The organism is Streptomyces sp. NBC_00328, from assembly GCF_036139655.1.
GTDB lineage: Bacteria > Actinomycetota > Actinomycetes > Streptomycetales > Streptomycetaceae > Streptomyces.
On the sequence record NZ_CP108013.1, the window covers coordinates 6,558,922 to 6,580,559 of the forward strand.

Consider the following 21,638-nt stretch of genomic DNA (forward strand, 5'->3'; position numbering starts at 1 on the left):
AGGGGGGACTTGAGTGGATACGTCCACGCCCGGGGGCGGTAGGCACAGACGCCGCATACGGATCGCCGTTCCGGTCGCCGCGGCCGGCCTCGCCGCGGTAGTCGCCGGTGCGCTCCTGGTGTCGTCCGCGAACGCCACGCCCAGCCCGACGCCCGCGCCCACGGTCAACCTGGCCAACGCCACGCCGTCCCAGGCCACGCTGGAGAAGCGTGTCGCGGGCGCGCTCGCCGGTGACGACACCGCGGGCCGGACGACGCAGAAGGCGTCCCTGAGCGCCTCCACGACCCCGGCGCACGTGGATCCGAAGATCATCGGCGGTACCACGACCACCATCTCCACGGCCCCGTGGATGGCGCAGCTCTGGTACTACGACGACAAGGGCACCACCAGCGAGGCCGACGACCTCGGCTTCTTCTGCGGTGGCTCCGTCGTGTCGCCGACGAAGATCCTCACCGCCGCGCACTGCGTCAAGGGCTACGACTGGAAGGCCAACGGCGCCGTCATCACCGGCACCGCCCAGCTGCCGACCAGCGACTCGGCGGGCAACACCAACCTGCACGGCGGTACGGTCACCGGCGCCTGGCGGCAGTGGAACCACCCGTCGTACAGCTCGACGACCATCGACAACGACATCGCGGTCATCACGCTGGCGAGGCCCGTCACGGCCAAGCCGATCCGCATGACGACGTCCGGTGACACCACGTCGTACGCGTCCGGCACCAACGCGACGCTCTACGGCTGGGGCCGCACCACGTCCACCACGCAGGACATCTCCGAGACGCTGAAGACGGCCACGCTGCCGATCAACTCGGACACCACCTGCTCCGCCACCTACGGCACCGACTTCGTCAAGGGCCACATGGTCTGCGCGGGCAAGAAGGCGACCGGCTCCGACGCCGGTACGACCACCGCCTGCAACGGCGACTCGGGCGGCCCGCTGATCGTGGGCGGCCGCATCGTCGGTGTCGTGTCCTGGGGTGTCGAGGACTGTGTCGCCGCCGGCGCGTACAGCGTCTTCTCGAAGGTCAGCACCTACGTCGGCGCCGCCTACCCGCGCGTCGAGGACAGCAACCTGAACGACGACCACAAGGCCGACCTGTGGGTCCGTAACTCGTCGACGAAGACGGGCTACGAGAAGGACTCCAACGGCACCTCGTTCGGCGCGCGTCAGTCGTGGGGCTCGTGGGACGGCGTGAACGTCGTGCTCCAGGCCGACCTCAACCGGGACGGCTACCAGGACTTCGTCGTGCGCGAGAGCGCCACCGGTGACGTCCACTGGATGCACTGGCTGCCGTCCACCGAGGAGTGGGGCAACGACAGGATCTTCACCAACTGGAAGACCCGCACCCGGATCCTCGCCCCCGGCGACCTCACCGGCGACGGCCTGCCCGACATGCTCTCCGTCGACTCCGCCGGAGCGATGTGGGAGTACCCGGGCAAGGGCAACGGCACCTTCTCGGCGCGCGTCCAGGTCCGCACCGGCTGGAACCAGTACAACTCCATCCGCGCGCACGGCGACTTCACCGGCGACGGCAAGGCCGACCTGATCGCGCGCAGCTCGTCCGGCTCGTACGTCTACCTGTACAAGGGCACCGGCAAGACCGGCAGCGACGCCTTCTCCGCCCGCATCAAGGTGCGCACCTGGGCCGACTACAACGCCTTCGACGCCCCCGGTGACGTGACCGGCGACGGCAAGGCCGACTTCCTGGCCCGCACCCCCGGCGGCACGCTCTACCTGTACCCCGGGACCGGAAAGGCCACCTCCGAGATCTTTGCCACAAGGATCTCGGTCGGTACCGATTTCAAGCAGTACGACATCTTCGGCTGACATCGCAGGTGAGCGGGTTCTGCCCGCTCCGGCCGAGTGCACAGGGTGCCCACCGCGTCACGCGGTGGGCACTTTGCGTCGTGCAACCCTTCCCCGGGTTTCCCCGTCTGACCGTACGGAGTGACCATGGAGCGGTACGCCTCGTCACGACCGGATGGGCCTGGCCCTGAAAGCAGGGGGTAACCGACCGTAAAGAGGAAGCCGAGGAACACATGCCCGCCGAGAGCACGCCGGAGCCCGCCATACCGGGCGCCCCCGGCGACAGCACCCCGCCCCGCCCGAAGGGCAGCAGCCGCAAGGCCCGCAGCCCGCGCAGCAAGGCCCTTCTCGTCACGGCCTGGACCGCGGCGGGTGTCGTGGCGCTCGGCGGCGCCGGAGCCGGGTATCTGTTCTTCAAGCTCAACGGCAACCTCAAGAGCGTCGACATCAACCAGGCGCTCGGCAGCGACCGGCCCCTGAAGGTCGACAACGGCTCGGAGAACATCCTGGTCCTGGGCTCCGACACCCGCTCCGGAACCAACAAGAAGCTCGGCGGCGGCACCGACGACGGCAGCGCCCGCTCCGACACCGCGATGATCGTCCACGTGTACAAGGGCCACAAGCGGGCCAGCGTGGTCTCCGTCCCCCGGGACACCCTCGTCGAGCGGCCCTCCTGCACCGACTCCAAGGGCACCGTCCACAGCGCGGTCACCGGCGCGATGTTCAACTCCGCCTACTCCACCGGCGGCGCCGCCTGCGCGGTGAAGACCGTCGAGTCCATGACCGGCATCCGCATGGACCACTACATCGAGATCGACTTCAGCGGCTTCCAGAAGCTGGTCGACGACCTCGGCGGCGTCACGATCACCACGACCAAGGCCATCTCGGACCACGAGAGCCATCTGCACCTGACGGCCGGGTCCCACGAGCTCGACGGCAAGCAGGCGCTCGGCCTGGTCCGTACCCGGCACGGCGTCGGCGACGGCTCCGACCTCGGCCGCATCCAGCTCCAGCAGGCGTTCATGAAGGCCCTGGTCGACCAGGTCAAGCACATCGGGCTCCTGTCCAACCCGAAAAAGCTGTACGACCTCGCCGACACCGCGACCAAGACGGTGACCACCGACTCCGACCTCGGCAGCGTCACCGACCTCGCCTCCTTCGCGGGCGGCCTCAAGGGCATCGGCTCGTCCCACATGACCATGGTGACGATGCCGGTCCAGTACGACCCGGCCGACGCCAACCGCGTCCTGGTCGACAAGACCAGGTCCGAGCTGATGTGGAAGGCGCTGAAGGCCGACCGGCCGATCCCGAAGGCGGCCACCGAGGGAACCGCCACCGGCACCGCGAAGGGCGTCGTCAGCCCCGGCTGAGCCCCCGCTGAGCTGCCGCTGAGCCCCGGCCGAGTCCGTGCGGCTCGGGCGCGGGCCGTCCCCGAGCCGTACGGGGCCGCACGGGGAATAGATCGTCGTGCCCCTCCGTTTTGGGGGATACGGCCAGTGCTGGCAGACTGGTACGTCGGCCCCGGTTCACGCATCCGCATCCAGCGGCGGCGACCCGGTGCCCTCCCGAATCTAGGAGACACCTTGAAGCGCGACATCCACCCCGAGTACGTCGAGACGCAGGTCAGCTGTACCTGTGGCGCGTCGTTCACCACCCGCAGCACGATCTCCAGCGGCACCGTCCGCGCCGAGGTCTGCTCCGAGTGCCACCCGTTCTACACGGGCAAGCAGAAGATCCTCGACACCGGTGGCCGTGTGGCCCGCTTCGAGGCCCGCTTCGGCAAGGCTGCCGCTGCCAACAAGTAGCGAGCCCACAGCGCCGGTCTTCGGAGTCCCCCGCACGGGGACGCCGGGACCGGCGCTTTGCGGTCCAGCCCCCTCCCCGGGCTCTCGACGCGTTCGAGCAGGGGAACCCCACGCCGTACCTACGTCCCCACGTCCTGCACAGGGCCGGGGACAGTCCATTGGAGCCGGAGATGTTCGAGGCGGTCGAGGAACTGATCGGCGAGCACGCCGATCTGGAGAAGAAGCTCGCTGACCCGTCGGTGCACGCCGACCAGGCCAACGCGCGCAAGCTCAACAAGCGCTACGCCGAGCTGACCCCGATCGTCGCGACGTACCGCTCCTGGAAGCAGACCGGGGACGACATCGGCACGGCCAAGGAGTTCGCCGCCGACGACCCCGACTTCGCCGCCGAGGTCAAGGACCTGGAGAAGCAGAAGGAGGAGCTCACCGAGAAGCTCCGCCTGCTCCTGGTCCCGCGCGACCCGAGCGACGACAAGGACGTCATCCTGGAGATCAAGGCGGGCGCCGGCGGCGACGAGTCCGCCCTGTTCGCCGGTGACCTGCTGCGCATGTACCTGCGCTACGCCGAGCGCGTCGGCTGGAAGACCGAGCTCATCGACGCCACCGAGTCCGAGCTCGGCGGCTACAAGGACGTCCAGGTCGCGGTGAAGACCAAGGGCGGCCAGGGTGCCACCGAGCCCGGCCAGGGTGTCTGGGCCCGGATGAAGTACGAGGGCGGCGTGCACCGGGTGCAGCGCGTGCCCTCGACCGAGTCGCAGGGCCGTATCCACACGTCGGCCGCCGGCGTCCTGGTCACGCCCGAGGCCGAGGAGGTCGACGTCGAGATCCTCGCGAACGATCTCCGTATCGACGTCTACCGCTCCTCGGGCCCCGGCGGCCAGTCCGTCAACACGACCGACTCCGCGGTGCGCATCACGCACATTCCCACCGGAGTCGTCGCCTCCTGTCAGAACGAGAAGAGCCAGCTGCAGAACAAGGAGCAGGCGATGCGTATCCTGCGCTCCAGGCTCCTCGCGGCGGCGCAGGAGGAAGCGGAGCGGGAAGCCTCCGACGTCCGCCGCAGCCAGGTCCGCACGGTCGACCGCTCCGAGAAGATCCGTACGTACAACTTCCCGGAGAATCGCATCTCGGACCACCGCGTCGGCTTCAAGGCGTACAACTTGGACCAGGTGCTGGACGGCGAGCTCGACGCGGTCATCCAGGCCTGCGTCGACGCGGACTCGGCCGCCAAGCTCGCCAACGCGTAACAGCAAACGACAACAGCTCAGCCCCGGAGGGACCAGCGTGCAGCAACATTTTGGGGGTCGATCCCCAAACCCCCGCAGCGTGCTGCTCGCGGAAGTGGCCCAGGCCACCCAGCGGCTGGCCGACGCCGGCGTGCCCTCGCCGCGCAACGACGCGGAGGAGCTCGCCGCCTTCGTGCACGGCGTGAAGCGGGGCGAACTGCACAGCGTCAAGGACGCGGACTTCGACGCCCGCTACTGGGAGGTGATCGCGCGCCGCGAGGCCCGCGAGCCGCTCCAGCACATCACCGGGCGCGCCTACTTCCGCTACCTCGAACTCCAGGTGGGGCCCGGCGTCTTCGTCCCCCGCCCCGAGACCGAGTCGGTCGTCGGCTGGGCGATAGACGCCGTCCGCGCGATGGACGTCGTCGAACCGATGATCGTCGACCTGTGCACCGGTTCGGGCGCCATCGCGCTCGCGCTCGCCCAGGAGGTCCCGCGCTCCCGGGTGCACGCCGTGGAGCTGTCCGAGGACGCCCTCCGGTGGACGCGCAAGAACGTCGAGGGGTCCAGGGTCGACCTGCGCCAGGGAGACGCCCTCACATCGTTCCCGGACCTCGACGGCCAGGTCGACCTGGTGATCTCCAACCCTCCGTACATCCCGCTCACCGAATGGGAGTACGTGCAGCCGGAGGCCCGGGACCACGACCCGGAGCTCGCCCTGTTCTCCGGCGAGGACGGACTCGACCTCATCCGCGGCATCGAGCGCACCGCGCACCGGCTGCTGCGGCCCGGCGGTGTCGTCGTCATCGAGCACGCCGACACCCAGGGCGGACAGGTGCCGTGGATCTTCACCGAGGAGCGGGGCTGGGCCGACGCGGCCGACCACCCGGATCTCAACAACCGGCCGCGGTTCGCGACCGCCCGCAAGGCGATGCCGTGAGCGCGGCTCACCAGGTCCCGGCGCGCGGCGGCGCCGTGGTGCGCCCGCGCGTCGCCTTCGCCCGCATCGCGTTTCTTCGCACCCCCAGCCAGCAGTACGTGTATGAGGAGGCCCGCTAAATGGCACGGCGATACGACACCAACGACGCGACCGACCGCACCACAGGTCTGCGTGAGGCGGCGTCCGCCGTCCGCCGTGGCGAACTGGTGGTCCTCCCCACCGACACCGTCTACGGCATCGGCGCCGACGCGTTCACCTCGGAGGCCGTCGCCGACCTGCTCGACGCCAAGGGCCGGGGCCGCAACATGCCCACCCCTGTCCTCATCGGCTCCCCGAACACCCTGCACGGCCTCGTCACGGACTTCTCCGAGATGGCCTGGGAGCTCGTCGACGCGTTCTGGCCGGGCGCCCTGACCCTCGTCGCCAAGCACCAGCCGTCGCTCCAGTGGGACCTGGGGGACACCCGGGGCACGGTGGCGATCCGTATGCCGCTGCACCCCGTCGCCATCGAGCTCCTCACGGAGGTCGGACCGATGGCCGTCTCCTCCGCCAACCTCACCGGCCACCCCGCGCCGGAGGACTGCGACGCCGCCCAGGGCATGCTCGGCGACTCCGTCTCGGTCTACCTGGACGGCGGCCCGACCCCGGGCAACGTGCCCTCCTCGATCGTCGACGTCACCGGCAAGGTCCCCGTCCTGCTGCGCGCGGGCGCCCTGTCGGCGGAGGAGCTCCGCAAGGTCGTACCCGACCTCGAGGTGGCGAATTGACAGCCCCCGAGTCCCCCGGGCTCCCGGCTCGGCCGGAGCAGGGAGCAGTCCCATGCGTGGCATAGGCGCGGGGTTCACCGGGAACGGCGGATCCCCGAGCGGGTCCTTCCGCATCCTCCACGTCAGCACCGGCAACGTGTGCCGCTCGCCGATCACCGAGCGGCTGACCCGGCATGCCCTGGCGGACCGGCTGGGCGATCCCCTGTGGGGCGGCCTCATCGTGGAGAGCGCCGGCACCTGGGGCCACGAGGGCGCGCCCATGGAGGCCAACGCCGCGACCGTTCTGACCGACTTCGGCGCGGACCCCTCCGGCTTCGTCGGGCGCGAGCTCCTCGACGACCACGTCATCCGCGCCGACCTCGTCCTGACGGCCACCCGCGACCACCGCGCCCAGGTCATCTCCATGGGCCACTCCGCCGGCCTGCGCACCTTCACGCTGAAGGAGTTCACCCGGCTGGTGCGCGCCATAGACAGCTCGACCCTGCCGCCCCTCCAGGACGGCGTGGTCGAGCGCGCCGTCGCGCTGGTACGGGCCGCCGCCGCGCTGCGCGGCTGGCTGCTGGCCCCGACCGCGGAGGCCGACGAGGTGTACGACCCCTACGGGGCGCCCCTGCCGTTCTTCCGGTCCATCGGGGACGAGATCAACGAGGCACTGGACCCGGTCGTCACTGCTCTGACGGGGGTACCCGCTCGGACGTGACACCGGGCGTGCGACCGGTCCCGGTTCTACATTGGACATAAGCGTCCCCCCGCCAGATGTCCGGAGTCCACCATGCCGGTCGCCACCATGCCCGAAGCGGATGTCCTGAGCCGCCAGGATCCCGAGCTCGCCGAGATCCTGCTCGGTGAGCTGGACCGGCAGTCGACCACGCTGCAGCTCATCGCGGCGGAGAACTTCACCTCGCCGGCCGTGCTGGCCGCGCTCGGCTCGCCGCTGGCGAACAAGTACGCCGAGGGGTATCCCGGCGCCCGCCACCACGGCGGCTGCGAGATCGTCGACGTCGCCGAGCGGATCGCCGTCGACCGCGCCAAGGCCCTCTTCGGCGCCGATCACGCCAACGTCCAGTCCCACTCCGGGAGTTCGGCCGTCCTGGCCGCGTACGCCGCCCTGCTGCGCCCCGGGGACACCGTGCTGGCGATGGGCCTGCCCTTCGGCGGTCATCTCACCCACGGGTCGCCCGCGAACTTCTCCGGCCGCTGGTTCGACTTCGTCGGCTACGGCGTCGAGGCGGAGTCGGGACTGATCGACTACGAGCAGGTGCGCGCCCTGGCCCGCGCCCGTCGCCCCAAGGCCGTCGTGTGCGGGTCGATCTCGTACCCGCGGCACATCGACTACGCGCTGTTCCGGGAGATCGCCGACGAGGTCGGCGCCTATCTCATCGCGGACGCCGCCCACCCCATCGGGCTCGTCGCGGGGGGAGCGGCGCCGAACCCGGTGCCGTACGCCGACGTGGTGTGCGCCACCACGCACAAGGTGCTCCGGGGGCCGCGCGGCGGCATGGTCCTGTGCGGTGGCGAACTGGCGGAGCGGGTCGACCGGGCCGTCTTCCCGTTCACCCAGGGCGGTGCGCAGATGAACACCATCGCGGCCAAGGCCGTCGCGTTCGGCGAGGCGGCGACCCCGGCGTTCACGGCGTACGTCCATCAGGTGACCGCGAACGCCCGGGTGCTGGCCGCGGGTCTGGAGGCGGAGGGGCTCGCGGTCACCACGGGCGGCACCGACACGCATCTGCTGGTCGCCGATCCGGTACCGCTCGGCGTCGACGGGCGCACCGCGCGCGGCCGGCTGGCCGCCGCCGGTATGGTCCTCGACACCTGTGCGCTGCCTCACGGCGACGCCCGGGGCCTGCGGCTCGGCACCGCGGCGCTGACCACCCAGGGGATGGGCGAGCCGGAGATGGCACGGGTCGCGGCACTGTTCGCGGGGGTGCTGCGCGACGAGATCGAGGGCCGGGCGGCACGGGAGGAAGTGCGCGAACTGACGGGAAGATTTCCGCCTTATCCGGACTGACCGGGGGTACGCGTACCGAGCCGCACAGCCACACGTGCAACCATCGTCGCTACCCGAAAGTCCTCAACCATATGCGTGCATCGCTAGGGTGTGGGGCTGTGATGGCCAGCGAGACCTGTGGGGAAGCCCGTGCGTGAATACCTGCTGACGCTCTGCATCACGGCCGCGGTGACGTACCTGCTGACAGGGCCGGTACGGAAATTCGCGATCGTGGCCGGAGCCATGCCGGAAATCCGGGCACGTGACGTGCACCGTGAACCCACGCCGCGGCTCGGCGGCATCGCGATGTTCTTCGGTCTGTGCGCCGGCCTGCTGGTCGCGGACCATCTGACGAACCTCAACGAGGTCTTCGCCAACTCGAACGAACCGCGTGCCCTTCTCTCCGGCGCCGCGCTGATCTGGCTGATCGGTGTGCTGGACGACAAGTTCGAGATCGACGCCCTGATCAAGCTCGGCGGCCAGATGATCGCCGCCGGTGTGATGGTCATGCAGGGTCTGACGATCCTGTGGCTGCCGATCCCCGGGGTCGGCCTGGTCGCGCTGACCCAGTGGCAGGGCACGCTGCTGACGGTGGCGCTCGTCGTCATCACCATCAACGCGGTCAACTTCGTGGACGGCCTCGACGGACTGGCCGCCGGCATGGTGTGCATCGCGTCCGCCGCGTTCTTCCTGTACGCCTACCGGATCTGGTACTCGTACGGCATCGAGGCGGCCGCTCCGGCGACGCTGTTCGCGGCGATCCTGATGGGCATGTGCCTGGGCTTCCTGCCGCACAACATGCATCCCGCGCGGATCTTCATGGGCGACTCCGGGTCGATGCTCATCGGTCTGGTGCTGGCCGCCGGCGCGATCTCCATCACCGGGCAGATCGACCCCGACGTGATGAACCTCTTCACCGGTTCCCCGCGCAACACCGTGCACCAGACGGTGCCCGTGTTCATCCCGCTGCTGCTGCCGCTGACGATCATCGCGATCCCGGCCGCCGACCTGGTGCTCGCCATCGTGCGGCGCACCTGGCGCGGGCAGTCGCCGTTCGCCGCCGACCGGGGCCATCTGCACCACCGCCTGCTGGAGGTCGGCCACTCGCACAGCCGGGCCGTCCTGATCATGTACTTCTGGTCGGCGCTGATCTCCTTCGGCGCCCTCGCGTACTCGGTCAACTCCGGGGCCATGTGGAGCGTGCTCGTCATCGCGGCGCTCAGCGCGGTCGGTCTCGTGCTGCTCCTGCTGCCGCGCTTCACACCGCGTGCCCCGCGCTGGGCGGAGCACCTCCTGCCGCCGCGCTACCGCCGCCGCAGGGCCGCCGCGGCCGCGGCCCGGGAGGTGGCGCCCGTGACCCACGAGGCGGCGCTCGAGAGCGAGCCGGACGAGGCGCGTGAGCACCGTGCTCCGGCGGTCGCCGGAGTCTCAGGAGTCAATGGAGCGACGGCGATCGGGACCCGTGCGCGACTTCTGGACCGGCGCGAGGCCGAGTCCTCGCGCTGAGCCGAAGGTAAGAATCTGACTAACGCGTGACCAAATCGTGGGGAAGTAAAGCGCCCCAATACCAGACAAATGGGCGCTTGAAATGCACAGACGCGCAGCTTCACCCTCATGTGTGACAGTCAGCACACCAACCAGGTAAAGACCTCATCAAATAGTTTGTGATACGGTTCACGAGAACCCAGGGCAGAGCCGAAGGACCCCAGTACGAAGGTCCTTTGGCGTGAGGTTCTCTCTCAGCCCGGGACTACGCTCGTCCATGACGACACGCCCCCCTTAGCAAGCGGAGTTGCCGCCATGCCGTCCAATGACGCCCGGATCCTCCTTCAGGCCGCTGTACCCACAGCTGCCGTCGGCGCGATTGCCGCCGTCGTCAGCGGTGTGGTCGCCGGCGGCAAGGGAGCGCTCGGGGCGGTCGTCGCGACGCTGGTCGTGATCCTCTTCATGGGGCTCGGGCTCTACGTTCTGCAGCGCACCGCCAAATCGCTTCCGCACTTGTTCCAGGCGATGGGTCTCCTGCTCTACACGGCGCAGATTCTTCTGCTGTTCATCTTTGTCGCCGCGTTCAAGAACACATCGCTGTTCAACCCCAAGTCCTTCGCGCTCACCCTGGTCGTCACCACCCTCGTGTGGATCGGCGCACAGGCACGTGCCCATATGAAGGCCAAGATCCTCTACGTCGAACCCGACTCCTCGAAGGCCGAAAAGCCCGAGAACAAGGGTCATTCGTCGTGAGGGGTAGGGCCGGGATAAGTGCACGCGGGAGATCCTGCTATCGTCCGGTGCCAACTGCGGCATCGCGGGCGCGGGCATCTGAGCTGACGCCTGTTCGATCGCGAGGCTTGATGCCCCTCTGCCGCCCCCACATCCGTAACACCAGTCCAGTGCCGAACCGCGGCTGTGCGCCGCGCCGACACAACGAGGTTGCCGTACCTATGCGCCACGCTGAAGGAGCCCGCGGTGAGTGCTGACCCGACGCAGGTGCTCGCCTTCGAGACCGACTGCCACATCTTCGACGGCTGTGGCTTCCCGGCTCCCGGGCTGCACTCGTTCCTGTTCGAGCCCCTCTGGGGCGACGGGGACAGCAACTTGTACTTCAACAAGACGATGCTCCTGGCGCTGCTCGGCTCGATCGTCGTCGTCGGCTTCTTCTGGGCCGCCTTCCGTAAGCCGAAGGTCGTCCCGGGCAAGCTGCAGATGGTCGCCGAAGCCGGCTACGACTTCATCCGCCGCGGTGTCGTCTACGAGACGATCGGCAAGAAGGAAGGCGAGAAGTACGTCCCGCTGGTCGTCTCGCTGTTCTTCTTCATCTGGATGATGAATCTCTGGTCGATCATTCCGGTCGCCCAGTTCCCGGTCACGGCGATCATCGCCTACCCCGCGGTACTCGCCGGAATCGTCTACATCGTCTGGGTGTCCCTGACGTTCAAGCGCCACGGATTCGTCGGAGCGTTCAAGAACTTCAGCGGCTACGACAAGTCGCTGGGCCCGGTTCTCCCGCTGGCCATGTTCATCGAGCTCCTCTCGAACCTGATCGTCCGGCCGTTCACGCACGCGGTGCGACTGTTCGCGAACATGTTCGCGGGCCACACCCTGCTGCTGCTGTTCACGATCGCTTCCTGGTACCTGCTCAACGGTTTCGGGATCGCTTATGCGAGCGTCTCGTTCGTCATGGTCATCGTCATGACGGCCTTCGAGCTGTTCATCCAGGCCCTGCAGGCGTACGTGTTCGTGCTGCTGACCTGCACCTTCATCCAGGGCGCGCTGGCCGAGCACCACTGAGCGCCCGTCTCTGAACCCGCAGTCGTCCGGTGGCCAACCCCCACCGGTCCGTAAAGAAAAGGAAGAACTGGCATGTCCCAGACCCTTGCCGCTGTCTCCGGCTCGCTCGGCTCGATCGGTTACGGCCTCGCGGCCATCGGCCCCGGCGTCGGCGTCGGCATCATCTTCGGTAACGGCACCCAGGCTCTCGCCCGTCAGCCTGAGGCCGCCGGTCTGATCCGCGCCAACCAGATCCTCGGCTTCGCCTTCTGTGAGGCGCTCGCCCTCATCGGTCTGGTCATGCCGTTCGTCTACGGCGTCTGATCCACCCGATCAGCGACAGCCCACTAGACGAAAGGCACTGACATGAGCCACTTGCTCATTCTGGCGGCCGAGGAGAAGGAAAACCCTCTCATCCCGCCGATCCCCGAGCTTGTCATCGGCCTGCTCGCCTTCGTCATCGTCTTCGGTTTCCTGGCCTGGAAGCTTCTCCCGAACATCAACAAGGTTCTGGAGCAGCGCCGCGAGGCCATCGAGGGCGGTATCGAAAAGGCCGAGGCCGCGCAGACCGAGGCCCAGAGCGTTCTTGAGCAGTACAAGGCTCAGCTCGCCGAGGCCCGTCACGAGGCCGCGCGCCTGCGCCAGGAAGCCACGGAGCAGGGCGCCACGCTCATCGCCGAGATGCGCGCGGAAGGCCAGCGGCAGCGCGAGGAGATCGTCGCCGCCGGTCACACGCAGATCGAGGCCGACCGCAAGGCCGCCGCTCAGGCGCTGCGTCAGGACGTCGGCCACCTGGCCACCGACCTGGCCGGCAAGCTGGTCGGCGAGTCCCTCGAGGACCACGCCCGCCAGAGCCGCGTCATCGACCGTTTCCTCTCCGAGCTTGAGGAGAAGGCCGAGGCGGCTCGATGACTGCACACGGAGCGAGCCGCGAGGCAACCGCAGCCGCACGTGAGCGTCTCGACGCGCTGACGGACTCGACGTCCGTGGACGCGGCCCAGCTCGCCGACGAGCTGGCCGCGGTCACCACGCTGCTCCACCGCGAGGTGTCGCTGCGTCGGGTCCTCACCGACCCGGCGCAGCCCGGCGAGGCCAAGGCCGAGCTGGTCCAGCGCCTGCTGGGCACCCAGGTGGGCAGCAGTGCCACCGACCTGGTCTCCGGAATGGTGCGCTCCCGCTGGTCGCAGCCCCGCGACCTGGTGGACGCCCTCGAGGAGCTCACCGCCACCGCCGACCTCACGGCGGCGCAGCGGACGGGCGCGCTCGACAACGTCGAGGACGAGCTGTTCCGCTTCGGCCGGATCGTCGCCTCGAACACCGAGCTGCGCGCCGCGCTGACCGACCGGGCCGCCACCACGGCGGCCAAGAGCGAGCTGCTGCGCAGCCTGCTCGGCGGCCGGGCCGACGTGACGACCGAGCGTCTGGTGACGCGCCTCGTGACCGCGCCCCGCGGACGTAGCCTGGAAGCGGGACTCGAGTCCCAGTCCAGGCTCGCCGCCGAGCGCCGTGACCGCATGGTCGCCGTGGTCACCTCGGCGGTGCCGCTGAGCGACGGACAGAAGCAGCGCCTCGGCGCCTCTCTGGCCAAGCTCTACGGCCGCCCGATGCACCTCAACCTCGACGTGGACCCCGATGTCCTCGGCGGGATCCGGGTGCAGGTCGGCGACGAGGTCATCAACGGTTCCATCGCGGACCGTCTCGAGGACGCCGCCCGCCGCATGGCGAGCTAGTAACCACACAAGCAGTACGCAATTACGGCCCTGGTTGGGCCGTGCAGAGGATTCACCTCTCATCGGGGGGAGTCCCCCATCCCCCCAAGTGAAACTTCGGGCCCAACAAGGAGAGCAGGGAACCCAGATGGCGGAGCTCACGATCCGGCCGGAGGAGATCCGGGACGCACTGGAGAACTTTGTCCAGTCGTACCAGCCGGACGCGGCCTCGCGCGAGGAGGTCGGTACGGTCACCGTCGCCGGCGACGGTATCGCCAAGATCGAGGGTCTTCCCTCGGCCATGGCCAATGAACTGCTGAAGTTCGAGGACGGAACCCTCGGCCTCGCGCTGAACCTGGAAGAGCGCGAGATCGGTGCGGTCGTCCTCGGCGAGTTCAGCGGTATCGAAGAAGGCCAGCCGGTGCAGCGCACCGGTGAGGTGCTGTCCGTCGCCGTGGGCGAGGGCTACCTCGGCCGCGTCGTCGACCCGCTCGGCAACCCGATCGACGGCCTCGGCGAGATCGAGACGTCCGGCCGCCGCGCCCTCGAGCTGCAGGCCCCGGGCGTCATGGTCCGCAAGTCGGTGCACGAGCCGATGGAGACGGGCTACAAGGCCGTCGACGCGATGACCCCGATCGGCCGTGGCCAGCGTCAGCTGGTCATCGGCGACCGTCAGACCGGCAAGACCGCGCTGGCCGTCGACACGATCATCAACCAGCGCGACAACTGGCGCTCGGGCGACACCAAGAAGCAGGTCCGCTGCATCTACGTCGCCATCGGCCAGAAGGGTTCGACCATCGCCTCCGTGCGTGGCGCCCTCGAAGAGGCCGGCGCGCTGGAGTACACGACCATCGTCGCCGCCCCGGCGTCCGACCCGGCCGGCTTCAAGTACCTTGCGCCGTACACCGGTTCGGCCATCGGTCAGCAGTGGATGTACGAGGGCAAGCACGTCCTCATCATCTTCGACGACCTCTCGAAGCAGGCCGACGCCTACCGCGCGGTGTCCCTCCTGCTCCGCCGTCCGCCGGGCCGCGAGGCCTACCCCGGTGACGTCTTCTACCTGCACTCCCGTCTGCTGGAGCGCTGCGCGAAGCTCTCCGACGACCTGGGCGCCGGTTCGATGACGGGTCTGCCGATCGTCGAGACCAAGGCGAACGACGTGTCGGCGTTCATCCCGACCAACGTCATCTCCATCACCGACGGCCAGTGCTTCCTTGAGTCCGACCTGTTCAACGCCGGCCAGCGTCCGGCCCTGAACGTCGGTATCTCGGTCTCCCGCGTCGGTGGCTCGGCCCAGCACAAGGCGATGAAGCAGGTCTCCGGCCGTCTTCGCCTCGACCTGGCCCAGTACCGCGAGCTGGAGGCGTTCGCCGCCTTCGGTTCCGACCTGGACGCCGCGTCGAAGGCGCAGCTGGAGCGCGGTCAGCGCCTGGTCGAGCTGCTCAAGCAGGCTCAGTACCAGCCGATGCCGACCGAGGACCAGGTCGTCTCCGTGTGGTCCGCCACCACGGGCAAGATGGACGACGTACCCGTCGCCGACATCCGCCGCTTCGAGAAGGAGCTCCTGGAGTACCTGCACCGCAAGGAGCAGGGCCTCATGACCTCCATCAAGGAGGGCGGCAAGATGTCGGACGACACGCTCACCGCCATCGCCGACGGCATCACGGAGTTCAAGAAGCAGTTCGAGACCTCGGACGGGAAGCTTCTCGGCGAGGACGCTCCGGCCGCCGCCAAGTGACGTAAGGAAGGGACCTGACTCATGGGAGCCCAGCTCCGGGTCTACAAGCGTCGCATCCGATCCGTCACCGCGACCAAGAAGATCACCAAGGCGATGGAGATGATCGCCGCCTCGCGCGTCGTCAAGGCGCAGCGCAAGGTGGCGGCCTCCACGCCGTACGCGACCGAGCTCACCCGCGCGGTCACGGCGGTCGGCACCGGCTCGAACACCAAGCACCCGCTGACCACGGAGGCGGAGACGGCGACCCGTTCCGCGGTCCTGCTCCTCACGAGCGACCGCGGTCTGGCCGGCGCCTTCAACTCCAACGCCATCAAGGCGGCGGAGCTGCTGACCGCCCGTCTCGAGGCCGAGGGCAAGACGGTCGACACGTACATCGTCGGCCGCCGCGGTCTGTCCCACTACAACTTCCGCGAGCGCAAGGTCGTGGAGTCGTGGTCGGGTTTCACCGACGAGCCCACCTACGCGGACGCGAAGAAGGTCGCGGGTCCGCTGATCGAGGCCATCGAGAAGGACACGGCGGACGGCGGCGTGGATGAACTCCACATCGTCTACACCGAGTTCGTCTCGATGATGACGCAGTCGGCCATCGACGGCCGTCTGCTGCCGCTTCGCCTCGAAGAGGTCGCGGAGGAGACGCCGAAGGGCGAGATCCTCCCGCTGTTCGAGTTCGAGCCGTCGGCGGAGGACGTCCTCGACGCCCTGCTGCCGCGCTACGTCGAGAGCCGTATCTACAACGCGCTGCTCCAGTCGGCTGCTTCCAAGCACGCCGCCACGCGCCGCGCGATGAAGTCGGCGACCGACAACGCGGGAGACCTGATCACCACGCTCTCCCGACTTGCCAATGCGGCCCGCCAGGCCGAAATCACCCAGGAAATCAGCGAGATCGTCGGCGGCTCCGCAGCCCTTGCCGACGCGACCGCGGGGAGTGACAAGTAATGACGACGACTTCTGAGACGGCCGTTGCCACGGGCCGCGTCGCCCGGGTCATCGGCCCGGTCGTCGACGTGGAGTTCCCCGTCGACGCGATGCCGGAGATTTACAACGCCCTTCACGTCGAGGTGGCCGACCCGGCCAACGCCGGCGAGAAGAAGACGCTGACCCTGGAAGTCGCCCAGCACCTGGGTGACGGCCTGGTCCGCACGATCTCCATGCAGCCCACCGACGGTCTGGTCCGCCAGGCCGTGGTCACCGACACCGGAACGGGCATCAGCGTCCCGGTCGGCGACTTCACCAAGGGCAAGGTGTTCAACACCCTCGGTGAGGTGCTGAACTCCGACGAGACGTACTCGGGCGAGCGCTGGACCATCCACCGCAAGGCCCCGCGCTTCGACGAGCTCGAGTCGAAGACCGAGATGTTCGAGACCGGCGTCAAGGTCATCGACCTTCTCACCCCGTACGTCAAGGGTGGAAAGATCGGTCTGTTCGGTGGTGCCGGTGTCGGCAAGACGGTGCTCATCCAGGAGATGATCTACCGCGTCGCCAACAACCACGACGGTGTCTCCGTGTTCGCCGGTGTCGGTGAGCGCACGCGTGAGGGCAACGACCTCATCGCGGAGATGTCCGAGTCGGGCGTCATCGACAAGACGGCGCTCGTCTTCGGCCAGATGGACGAGCCCCCGGGCACCCGTCTGCGCGTGGCCCTCGCGGGTCTGACCATGGCGGAGTACTTCCGCGATGTGCAGAAGCAGGACGTGCTGTTCTTCATCGACAACATCTTCCGCTTCACGCAGGCCGGTTCCGAGGTCTCGACCCTGCTCGGCCGTATGCCCTCCGCGGTGGGTTACCAGCCGAACCTGGCCGACGAGATGGGTCTCCTCCAGGAGCGCATCACCTCGACCCGTGGTCACTCGATCACCTCGATGCAGGCGATCTACGTCCCCGCGGACGACCTGACCGACCCGGCCCCGGCCACCACGTTCGCCCACCTCGACGCGACGACGGTTCTCTCCCGTCCGATCTCCGAGAAGGGCATCTACCCGGCCGTGGACCCGCTGGACTCCACGTCCCGCATCCTGGACCCCCGCTACATCGCGGCGGACCACTACGCGGCCGCGATGCGCGTCAAGTCGGTTCTTCAGAAGTACAAGGACCTTCAGGACATCATCGCGATCCTCGGTATCGACGAGCTGGGCGAGGAGGACAAGCTCACCGTCCACCGCGCCCGTCGCGTGGAGCGCTTCCTGTCCCAGAACACCCACGTCGCCAAGCAGTTCACCGGCGTCGACGGGTCGGACGTCCCGCTGGACGAGTCGATCGCGGCCTTCAACGCGATCATCGACGGTGAGTACGACCACTTCCCGGAGCAGGCGTTCTTCCTCTGCGGTGGCATTGAGGACCTCAAGGCCAACGCCAAGGAGCTCGGCGTCTCCTGAACCTCGTGTTCTGAGTGAGGGGGCGGGACCGCGCGCCTCGCGGGGTGCGGTCCTTCCCCCTCCGTACGCCTACTAGACTTTGACCCAACACCCGGCAGCAACGCCGGGTGGTGACCCGAGGAGCCCACCTTGGCTACTGAGCTGCACGTCGAGCTCGTCGCCGCGGACCGCAATGTCTGGTCCGGCGAGGCCACCCTGGTCGTCGCGCGTACCGCGTCCGGCGACATCGGCGTCATGCCCGGTCACCAGCCGCTTCTCGGTGTGCTGGAGTCGGGCCCGGTGACCATTCGTACGAGTGATGGTGGAACGGTCATCGCCGCGGTGCACGGCGGTTTCATCTCGTTCGCCGACAACAAGCTGTCGCTGCTGGCCGAGATCGCCGAGCTTTCGGACGAGATCGACGTCCAGCGTGCGGAGCGGGCGCTCGAGCGCGCGAAGTCGGACGCCGACGCGTCCGCCGAGCGTCGCGCGGACGTCCGCCTGCGTGCGGTGTCGACCCGCTGACGATCGGTGTGACCCCAGGCCTGCGGGCGCTGGGGGAGCACTGTGCAAGGCTTTGACTCAGCCGCGGCTGGGACCGGATCACTCCGGCCCTGGCCGCGGCTGAGGCGAATCCGGAAGTTTTTTCTTTTCCGTTACCTAGGAGACGAGGAGGTCGGTGTCGATGGTCCTCGCTCTGACTGTGTGCGGAGTGGTAGTGGCGCTCGTGGTGGTGGGGCTGTTCGTCTTCGGCCTCCGCCGCCGGCTCATCCAGCGTTCCGGCGGAACGTTCGACTGCAGCCTGCGCTGGGACGTCGCCGAGAAGGGTGACCCCAGCGGCAAGGGCTGGAGCTACGGAGTGGCCCGCTACAACGGCGACCGGATCGAGTGGTACCGCGTCTTCTCGTACGCCCCCCGCCCGCGCCGCGTCCTCGAACGCTCGGCGATCGAGGTGGACGGCCGTCGCGCCGCCGCCGGCGAGGAGGAGCTCGCGCTGCTCTCGGACGCGATCATCCTGGCCTGCCTCCATCGCGGGACGCGTCTCGAGCTGGCGATGAGCGAGGACGCGCTGACAGGATTCCTCGCCTGGCTGGAGGCGGCCCCGCCCGGACAAAGGGTGAACGTCGCGTAGCGACGTTCAGGGCCCCGTTGGACGGGTCCCCCGACAGCGAACCGCGGGCAGACCATGAGGTCTGCCCGCGGTTCGTTTCGTGGTGCGGTGCTCAGTACCGGACGGTGATCAGCTCAGGCCGCTGTTGATGGCGCCGACCAGTTCACCGTTGCTGGTGTCACCGCTGAACTCCCAGAAGAAGGCGCCGCCGAGGCCCTGGCTCTTGGCCCACGACATCTTCGTCCCGATGGTGGCCGGGGTGTCGTACGACCACCAGTTGTTGCCGCAGTAGGCGTACGCCGTACCGGCGACGAGGCCGGTGGAGGGGCAGGACGTCTTGAGGACCTTGTAGTCCTCGATGCCCTGCTCGTACGTACCGGCGGCCGGGCCGGTCGCGGTGCCGCCGGGCGCGGACTGGGTGACCCCGGTCCAGCCGCGGCCGTAGAAGCCGATACCGATGAGCAGCTTGCTCGCGGGCACGCCCTTCGACTTGAACTTGGCGATCGCGTCGGCCGTGGTGAAGCCCGGCGTCGGGATGCCGCTGTACGAGGTGAGCGGCGAGTGCGGGGCGGTCGGGCCCTGTGCGGCGAACGCGCCGAAGAAGTCGTACGACATCACGTTGTACCAGTCGACGTACTGCGAGGCGCCGCCGTAGTCCGCGGCGTCGATCTTGCCGCCGGAGGTGCCGTCGGCCGTGGTGGCCGCGGTGACCAGGTTGTTCGAGCCGAACTTGGCGCGCAGGGCCTGCATCAGGTTCTTGTAGGACGCGGCACCGCTGGTGTCGCAGGACAGGCCGCAGGAGTTCGGGTACTCCCAGTCGATGTCGATGCCGTCGAAGACATCGGCCCAGCGCGGGTCCTCGACCAGGTTGTAGCAGGACTGCGCGAACGCGGCCGGGTTGGCGGCGGCCTGGGCGAAGCCGCCGGACCAGGTCCAGCCGCCGAAGGACCAGAGGATCTTGATGTTCGGGTACTTGGCCTTCAGCTCGCGCAGCTGGTTGAAGTTGCCGCGCAGCGGCTGGTCCCAGGTGTCGGCGACGCCGCTGACCGACTGGTCGGCGGTGAAGGCCTTGTCGTAGTCGGCGTAGGAGTCGCCGATCGCGCACTGGCCGTTGGTGACGTTGCCGAACGCGTAGTTGATGTGCGTGATCTTGGCGGCCGAGCCGGACGTCACCAGGTTCTTGACCTGGTAGTTGCGGCCGTAGATGCCCCACTCGGTGAAGTAGCCGAGCTTGACGTTCTTGCCGGTGGGCGGCGGGTCGGTGGTGCCGCCGCCGGTGGTGTGGACCGCGACCGCACCGCTGACCGGACCGGTCTGGTCGGCGGTGTCACGGGCCTGCACGGTGTACGAGTAGTCGGTGCCGGCGGTCAGGCCGGTGTCCGTGTACGAGGTCGTCGTGACCGTCGCGACCTTGCTGCCGCCGCGCAGGACGTCGTAGTTCTTGACGCCCTTGTCGTCGGTGGCCGCGCTCCAGGAGAGCTTCACCGAGGTGTCGGTGACCGAGGACGCGGTGGGGGTGCCCGCCGCGGAGGGCGGGTTGTCGCCGGGGACGGTGGTGCCGCCGTCACAACTGCCGCCGTTGAGCGTGCAGTTGGACGGGGAGCCGGAGCCCGCCCCGTTGAAGCCGAAGGAGACGGAGGCACCCGCGGCGAGGGCCCCGTTCCAGGACTTGTTCTTGGCGGTCCAGTGGTTGCCCGAGCTGGTGACGTCCGCGTCCCAGGCCGAGGTGACGGACGTGCCGGAGGGGAAGTCCCACTGGATCGTCCACGAACTGATCGCGGTGGTACCGGTGTTCTTGACGGTCCACTTGCCTTCGAAGCCCGTACCCCAGTCCTGGGTCTTGGAGTACGTGGCGGTGGCGCTGTCGGCGGCGTGCGCCGGACTCGCGAGACCGACCAGGCCTGCCAGGGGGAGCAGCAGGGTGGCGAGCCCTGCCGTCGCTCGTTGTCTGAAGCGCATTCCGCGCCTCCTCGGGGGGAGTTGGGGGAGGGGGCGTGACTGAGCCTTCACACCCACGGTGCCCGTGAGGATAGGAAGGTCTGGACCATAGGTCAATAGGTCTGGACCACTTGCTCATTGTTGCACTTGATCATCAACTCCCTTGCCGTGGGGGCGCGTTGACGACCGGTTCGTACGGTCCCGGCGGTCCGGCAGGCGGATGAAGTGGGGCTTCGCGTTTCTGCCGCGGTCGGCCGGAGCCTTCGGCGGGAACGACGAAGGGCGCCTGCGGCAGAGGGCTCGAAGGTCGTTTCGAGCCCTCTGCCGCAGACGCCCTGGTCCTGTTCGGCGTGTATGGCATGTTCGGGGTGTTCGGGGTGTAGCGGGTCTACGGCGTGCGGGGCCGAGGAGCCGCTCAGCGCTCCCCGCCCGGGACCCACAGCACGTCGCCGGTGTCCTTGTTCGCCGTGCGGGCCAGGATGAACAGGAGGTCCGAGAGCCGGTTGAGGTAGGTGGCGGCCAGCGGGTTCATCACCTCGCCGTGGACCTCCAGCGCCGCCCAGGTCGAGCGCTCGGCCCGGCGCACGACCGTGCACGCCTGGTGCAGGAGCGCCGCGCCGGCGGTGCCGCCGGGCAGGATGAAGGAGCGGAGCTTCTCCAGGCGCTCGTTGAACAGGTCGCAGTCGGCCTCCAGCCTGTCGATGTAGAACTGCTCGACCCGCAGCGGCGGGAACTTCGGGTCCTCGACCACCGGAGTCGACAGATCCGCGCCCACGTCGAACAGGTCGTTCTGCACGCGGGTGAGGACCTGGACGACCTCGTCCTCCAGGCCGCCCAGGGCGATCGCCGTTCCGATCACCGCGTTCGCCTCGTTGGCGTCGGCGTACGCCGAGATCCGCAGATCGGTTTTGGCGACCCTGCTCATGTCGCCGAGGGCGGTGGTGCCCTGGTCGCCGGTCCTGGTGTAGATGCGCGTCAGATTGACCATGAGG

The 21,638-nt window shown here is 68.6% G+C and carries 22 protein-coding genes; 20 read left to right on the forward strand and 2 right to left on the reverse strand.

Annotated elements, in window-relative coordinates; genetic code table 11:
- Nucleotides 1-13: 13 nt before the first annotated feature.
- The 20 genes from OG485_RS28945 to OG485_RS29040 all read left to right on the forward strand — a co-directional run bounded on the left by OG485_RS28945 (nt 14) and on the right by OG485_RS29040 (nt 18,729).
- A complete protein-coding gene (locus OG485_RS28945) occupies nt 14-1,828 on the forward strand; it encodes a trypsin-like serine protease (protein ID WP_328671428.1) in 1,815 nt (604 codons plus the stop codon).
- Between the two features lie 212 nt (nt 1,829-2,040).
- Nucleotides 2,041-3,177, forward strand: a complete 1,137-nt coding sequence (locus tag OG485_RS28950) for an LCP family glycopolymer transferase (protein ID WP_328671429.1) — start codon at nt 2,041-2,043, stop codon at nt 3,175-3,177.
- 213 nt (nt 3,178-3,390) lie between these two features.
- Nucleotides 3,391-3,612, forward strand: a complete 222-nt coding sequence (gene rpmE / locus OG485_RS28955) for a 50S ribosomal protein L31 (protein ID WP_100595864.1) — start codon at nt 3,391-3,393, stop codon at nt 3,610-3,612.
- 170 nt (nt 3,613-3,782) lie between these two features.
- Nucleotides 3,783-4,859, forward strand: coding sequence for a peptide chain release factor 1 (prfA, locus tag OG485_RS28960; RefSeq protein WP_326785496.1), 1,077 nt, complete (start codon nt 3,783-3,785; stop codon nt 4,857-4,859).
- Between the two features lie 79 nt (nt 4,860-4,938).
- Entirely contained in the window at nt 4,939-5,778 is an 840-nt protein-coding gene (gene prmC, locus OG485_RS28965; protein WP_328671430.1) for a peptide chain release factor N(5)-glutamine methyltransferase, read from the forward strand.
- Complete coding sequence (locus OG485_RS28970; protein ID WP_328671431.1) at nt 5,775-5,897, forward strand: hypothetical protein; 123 nt, start codon at nt 5,775-5,777, stop codon at nt 5,895-5,897. Before prmC ends, OG485_RS28970 begins: the two co-directional genes overlap by 4 nt.
- The gene (locus tag OG485_RS28975) at nt 5,898-6,545 is read left to right on the forward strand and encodes an L-threonylcarbamoyladenylate synthase (RefSeq protein ID WP_103550972.1); all 648 of its coding nucleotides are present in this window, start codon (nt 5,898-5,900) and stop codon (nt 6,543-6,545) included.
- A gap of 52 nt (nt 6,546-6,597) precedes the next feature.
- Nucleotides 6,598-7,245 (forward strand): arsenate reductase/protein-tyrosine-phosphatase family protein, encoded by a 648-nt coding sequence (locus OG485_RS28980; RefSeq protein ID WP_328671432.1) that lies wholly within the window; start codon nt 6,598-6,600, stop codon nt 7,243-7,245.
- Nucleotides 7,246-7,317: 72 nt separating this feature from the next.
- Nucleotides 7,318-8,556, forward strand: a complete 1,239-nt coding sequence (gene glyA, locus OG485_RS28985; RefSeq protein WP_328671433.1) for a serine hydroxymethyltransferase — start codon at nt 7,318-7,320, stop codon at nt 8,554-8,556.
- Nucleotides 8,557-8,685: 129 nt separating this feature from the next.
- On the forward strand, nt 8,686-10,041 hold the full coding sequence (locus OG485_RS28990) for an MraY family glycosyltransferase (protein WP_328671434.1): 1,356 nt from the start codon (nt 8,686-8,688) through the stop codon (nt 10,039-10,041).
- Between the two features lie 294 nt (nt 10,042-10,335).
- A complete protein-coding gene (locus OG485_RS28995) occupies nt 10,336-10,773 on the forward strand; it encodes a hypothetical protein (protein ID WP_326785487.1) in 438 nt (145 codons plus the stop codon).
- 225 nt (nt 10,774-10,998) lie between these two features.
- Nucleotides 10,999-11,820, forward strand: coding sequence for a F0F1 ATP synthase subunit A (gene atpB / locus OG485_RS29000; RefSeq protein WP_328671435.1), 822 nt, complete (start codon nt 10,999-11,001; stop codon nt 11,818-11,820).
- Between the two features lie 72 nt (nt 11,821-11,892).
- Nucleotides 11,893-12,123, forward strand: coding sequence for an ATP synthase F0 subunit C (atpE, locus tag OG485_RS29005; RefSeq protein ID WP_031039373.1), 231 nt, complete (start codon nt 11,893-11,895; stop codon nt 12,121-12,123).
- 42 nt (nt 12,124-12,165) lie between these two features.
- Nucleotides 12,166-12,711 (forward strand): F0F1 ATP synthase subunit B, encoded by a 546-nt coding sequence (locus tag OG485_RS29010; protein ID WP_261707168.1) that lies wholly within the window; start codon nt 12,166-12,168, stop codon nt 12,709-12,711.
- On the forward strand, nt 12,708-13,529 hold the full coding sequence (locus OG485_RS29015; protein ID WP_328671436.1) for a F0F1 ATP synthase subunit delta: 822 nt from the start codon (nt 12,708-12,710) through the stop codon (nt 13,527-13,529). The genes OG485_RS29010 and OG485_RS29015 overlap by 4 nt, the downstream gene beginning before the upstream one ends.
- A 127-nt stretch (nt 13,530-13,656) precedes the next feature.
- Nucleotides 13,657-15,246: a F0F1 ATP synthase subunit alpha gene (atpA, locus tag OG485_RS29020; RefSeq protein WP_328671437.1), complete on the forward strand. Its 1,590-nt coding sequence runs from the start codon at nt 13,657-13,659 to the stop codon at nt 15,244-15,246.
- A 21-nt stretch (nt 15,247-15,267) separates the two neighbouring features.
- Nucleotides 15,268-16,182 carry a F0F1 ATP synthase subunit gamma gene (locus tag OG485_RS29025; protein ID WP_328671438.1) on the forward strand — a complete coding sequence of 305 codons (915 nt, stop codon included), beginning with the start codon at nt 15,268-15,270 and terminating at the stop codon, nt 16,180-16,182.
- Nucleotides 16,182-17,618, forward strand: coding sequence for a F0F1 ATP synthase subunit beta (atpD, locus tag OG485_RS29030; RefSeq protein ID WP_326785481.1), 1,437 nt, complete (start codon nt 16,182-16,184; stop codon nt 17,616-17,618). Before OG485_RS29025 ends, atpD begins: the two co-directional genes overlap by 1 nt.
- A gap of 129 nt (nt 17,619-17,747) precedes the next feature.
- Nucleotides 17,748-18,122 carry a F0F1 ATP synthase subunit epsilon gene (locus tag OG485_RS29035; protein WP_328671439.1) on the forward strand — a complete coding sequence of 125 codons (375 nt, stop codon included), beginning with the start codon at nt 17,748-17,750 and terminating at the stop codon, nt 18,120-18,122.
- A 160-nt stretch (nt 18,123-18,282) separates the two neighbouring features.
- The gene (locus tag OG485_RS29040) at nt 18,283-18,729 is read left to right on the forward strand and encodes a DUF2550 domain-containing protein (RefSeq protein ID WP_328671440.1); all 447 of its coding nucleotides are present in this window, start codon (nt 18,283-18,285) and stop codon (nt 18,727-18,729) included.
- A 108-nt stretch (nt 18,730-18,837) separates the two neighbouring features.
- Here the strand turns inward: OG485_RS29040 and OG485_RS29045 are convergent, their stop codons facing one another.
- Together OG485_RS29045 and OG485_RS29050 are read right to left on the reverse strand one after the other, a co-directional pair.
- On the reverse strand, nt 18,838-20,667 hold the full coding sequence (locus OG485_RS29045) for a glycoside hydrolase family 18 chitinase (protein ID WP_328671441.1): 1,830 nt from the start codon (nt 20,665-20,667) through the stop codon (nt 18,838-18,840).
- Nucleotides 20,668-21,061: 394 nt separating this feature from the next.
- On the reverse strand, nt 21,062-21,634 hold the full coding sequence (locus OG485_RS29050; RefSeq protein ID WP_328671442.1) for a cob(I)yrinic acid a,c-diamide adenosyltransferase: 573 nt from the start codon (nt 21,632-21,634) through the stop codon (nt 21,062-21,064).
- Between the last annotated feature and the right edge of the window lie 4 nt (nt 21,635-21,638).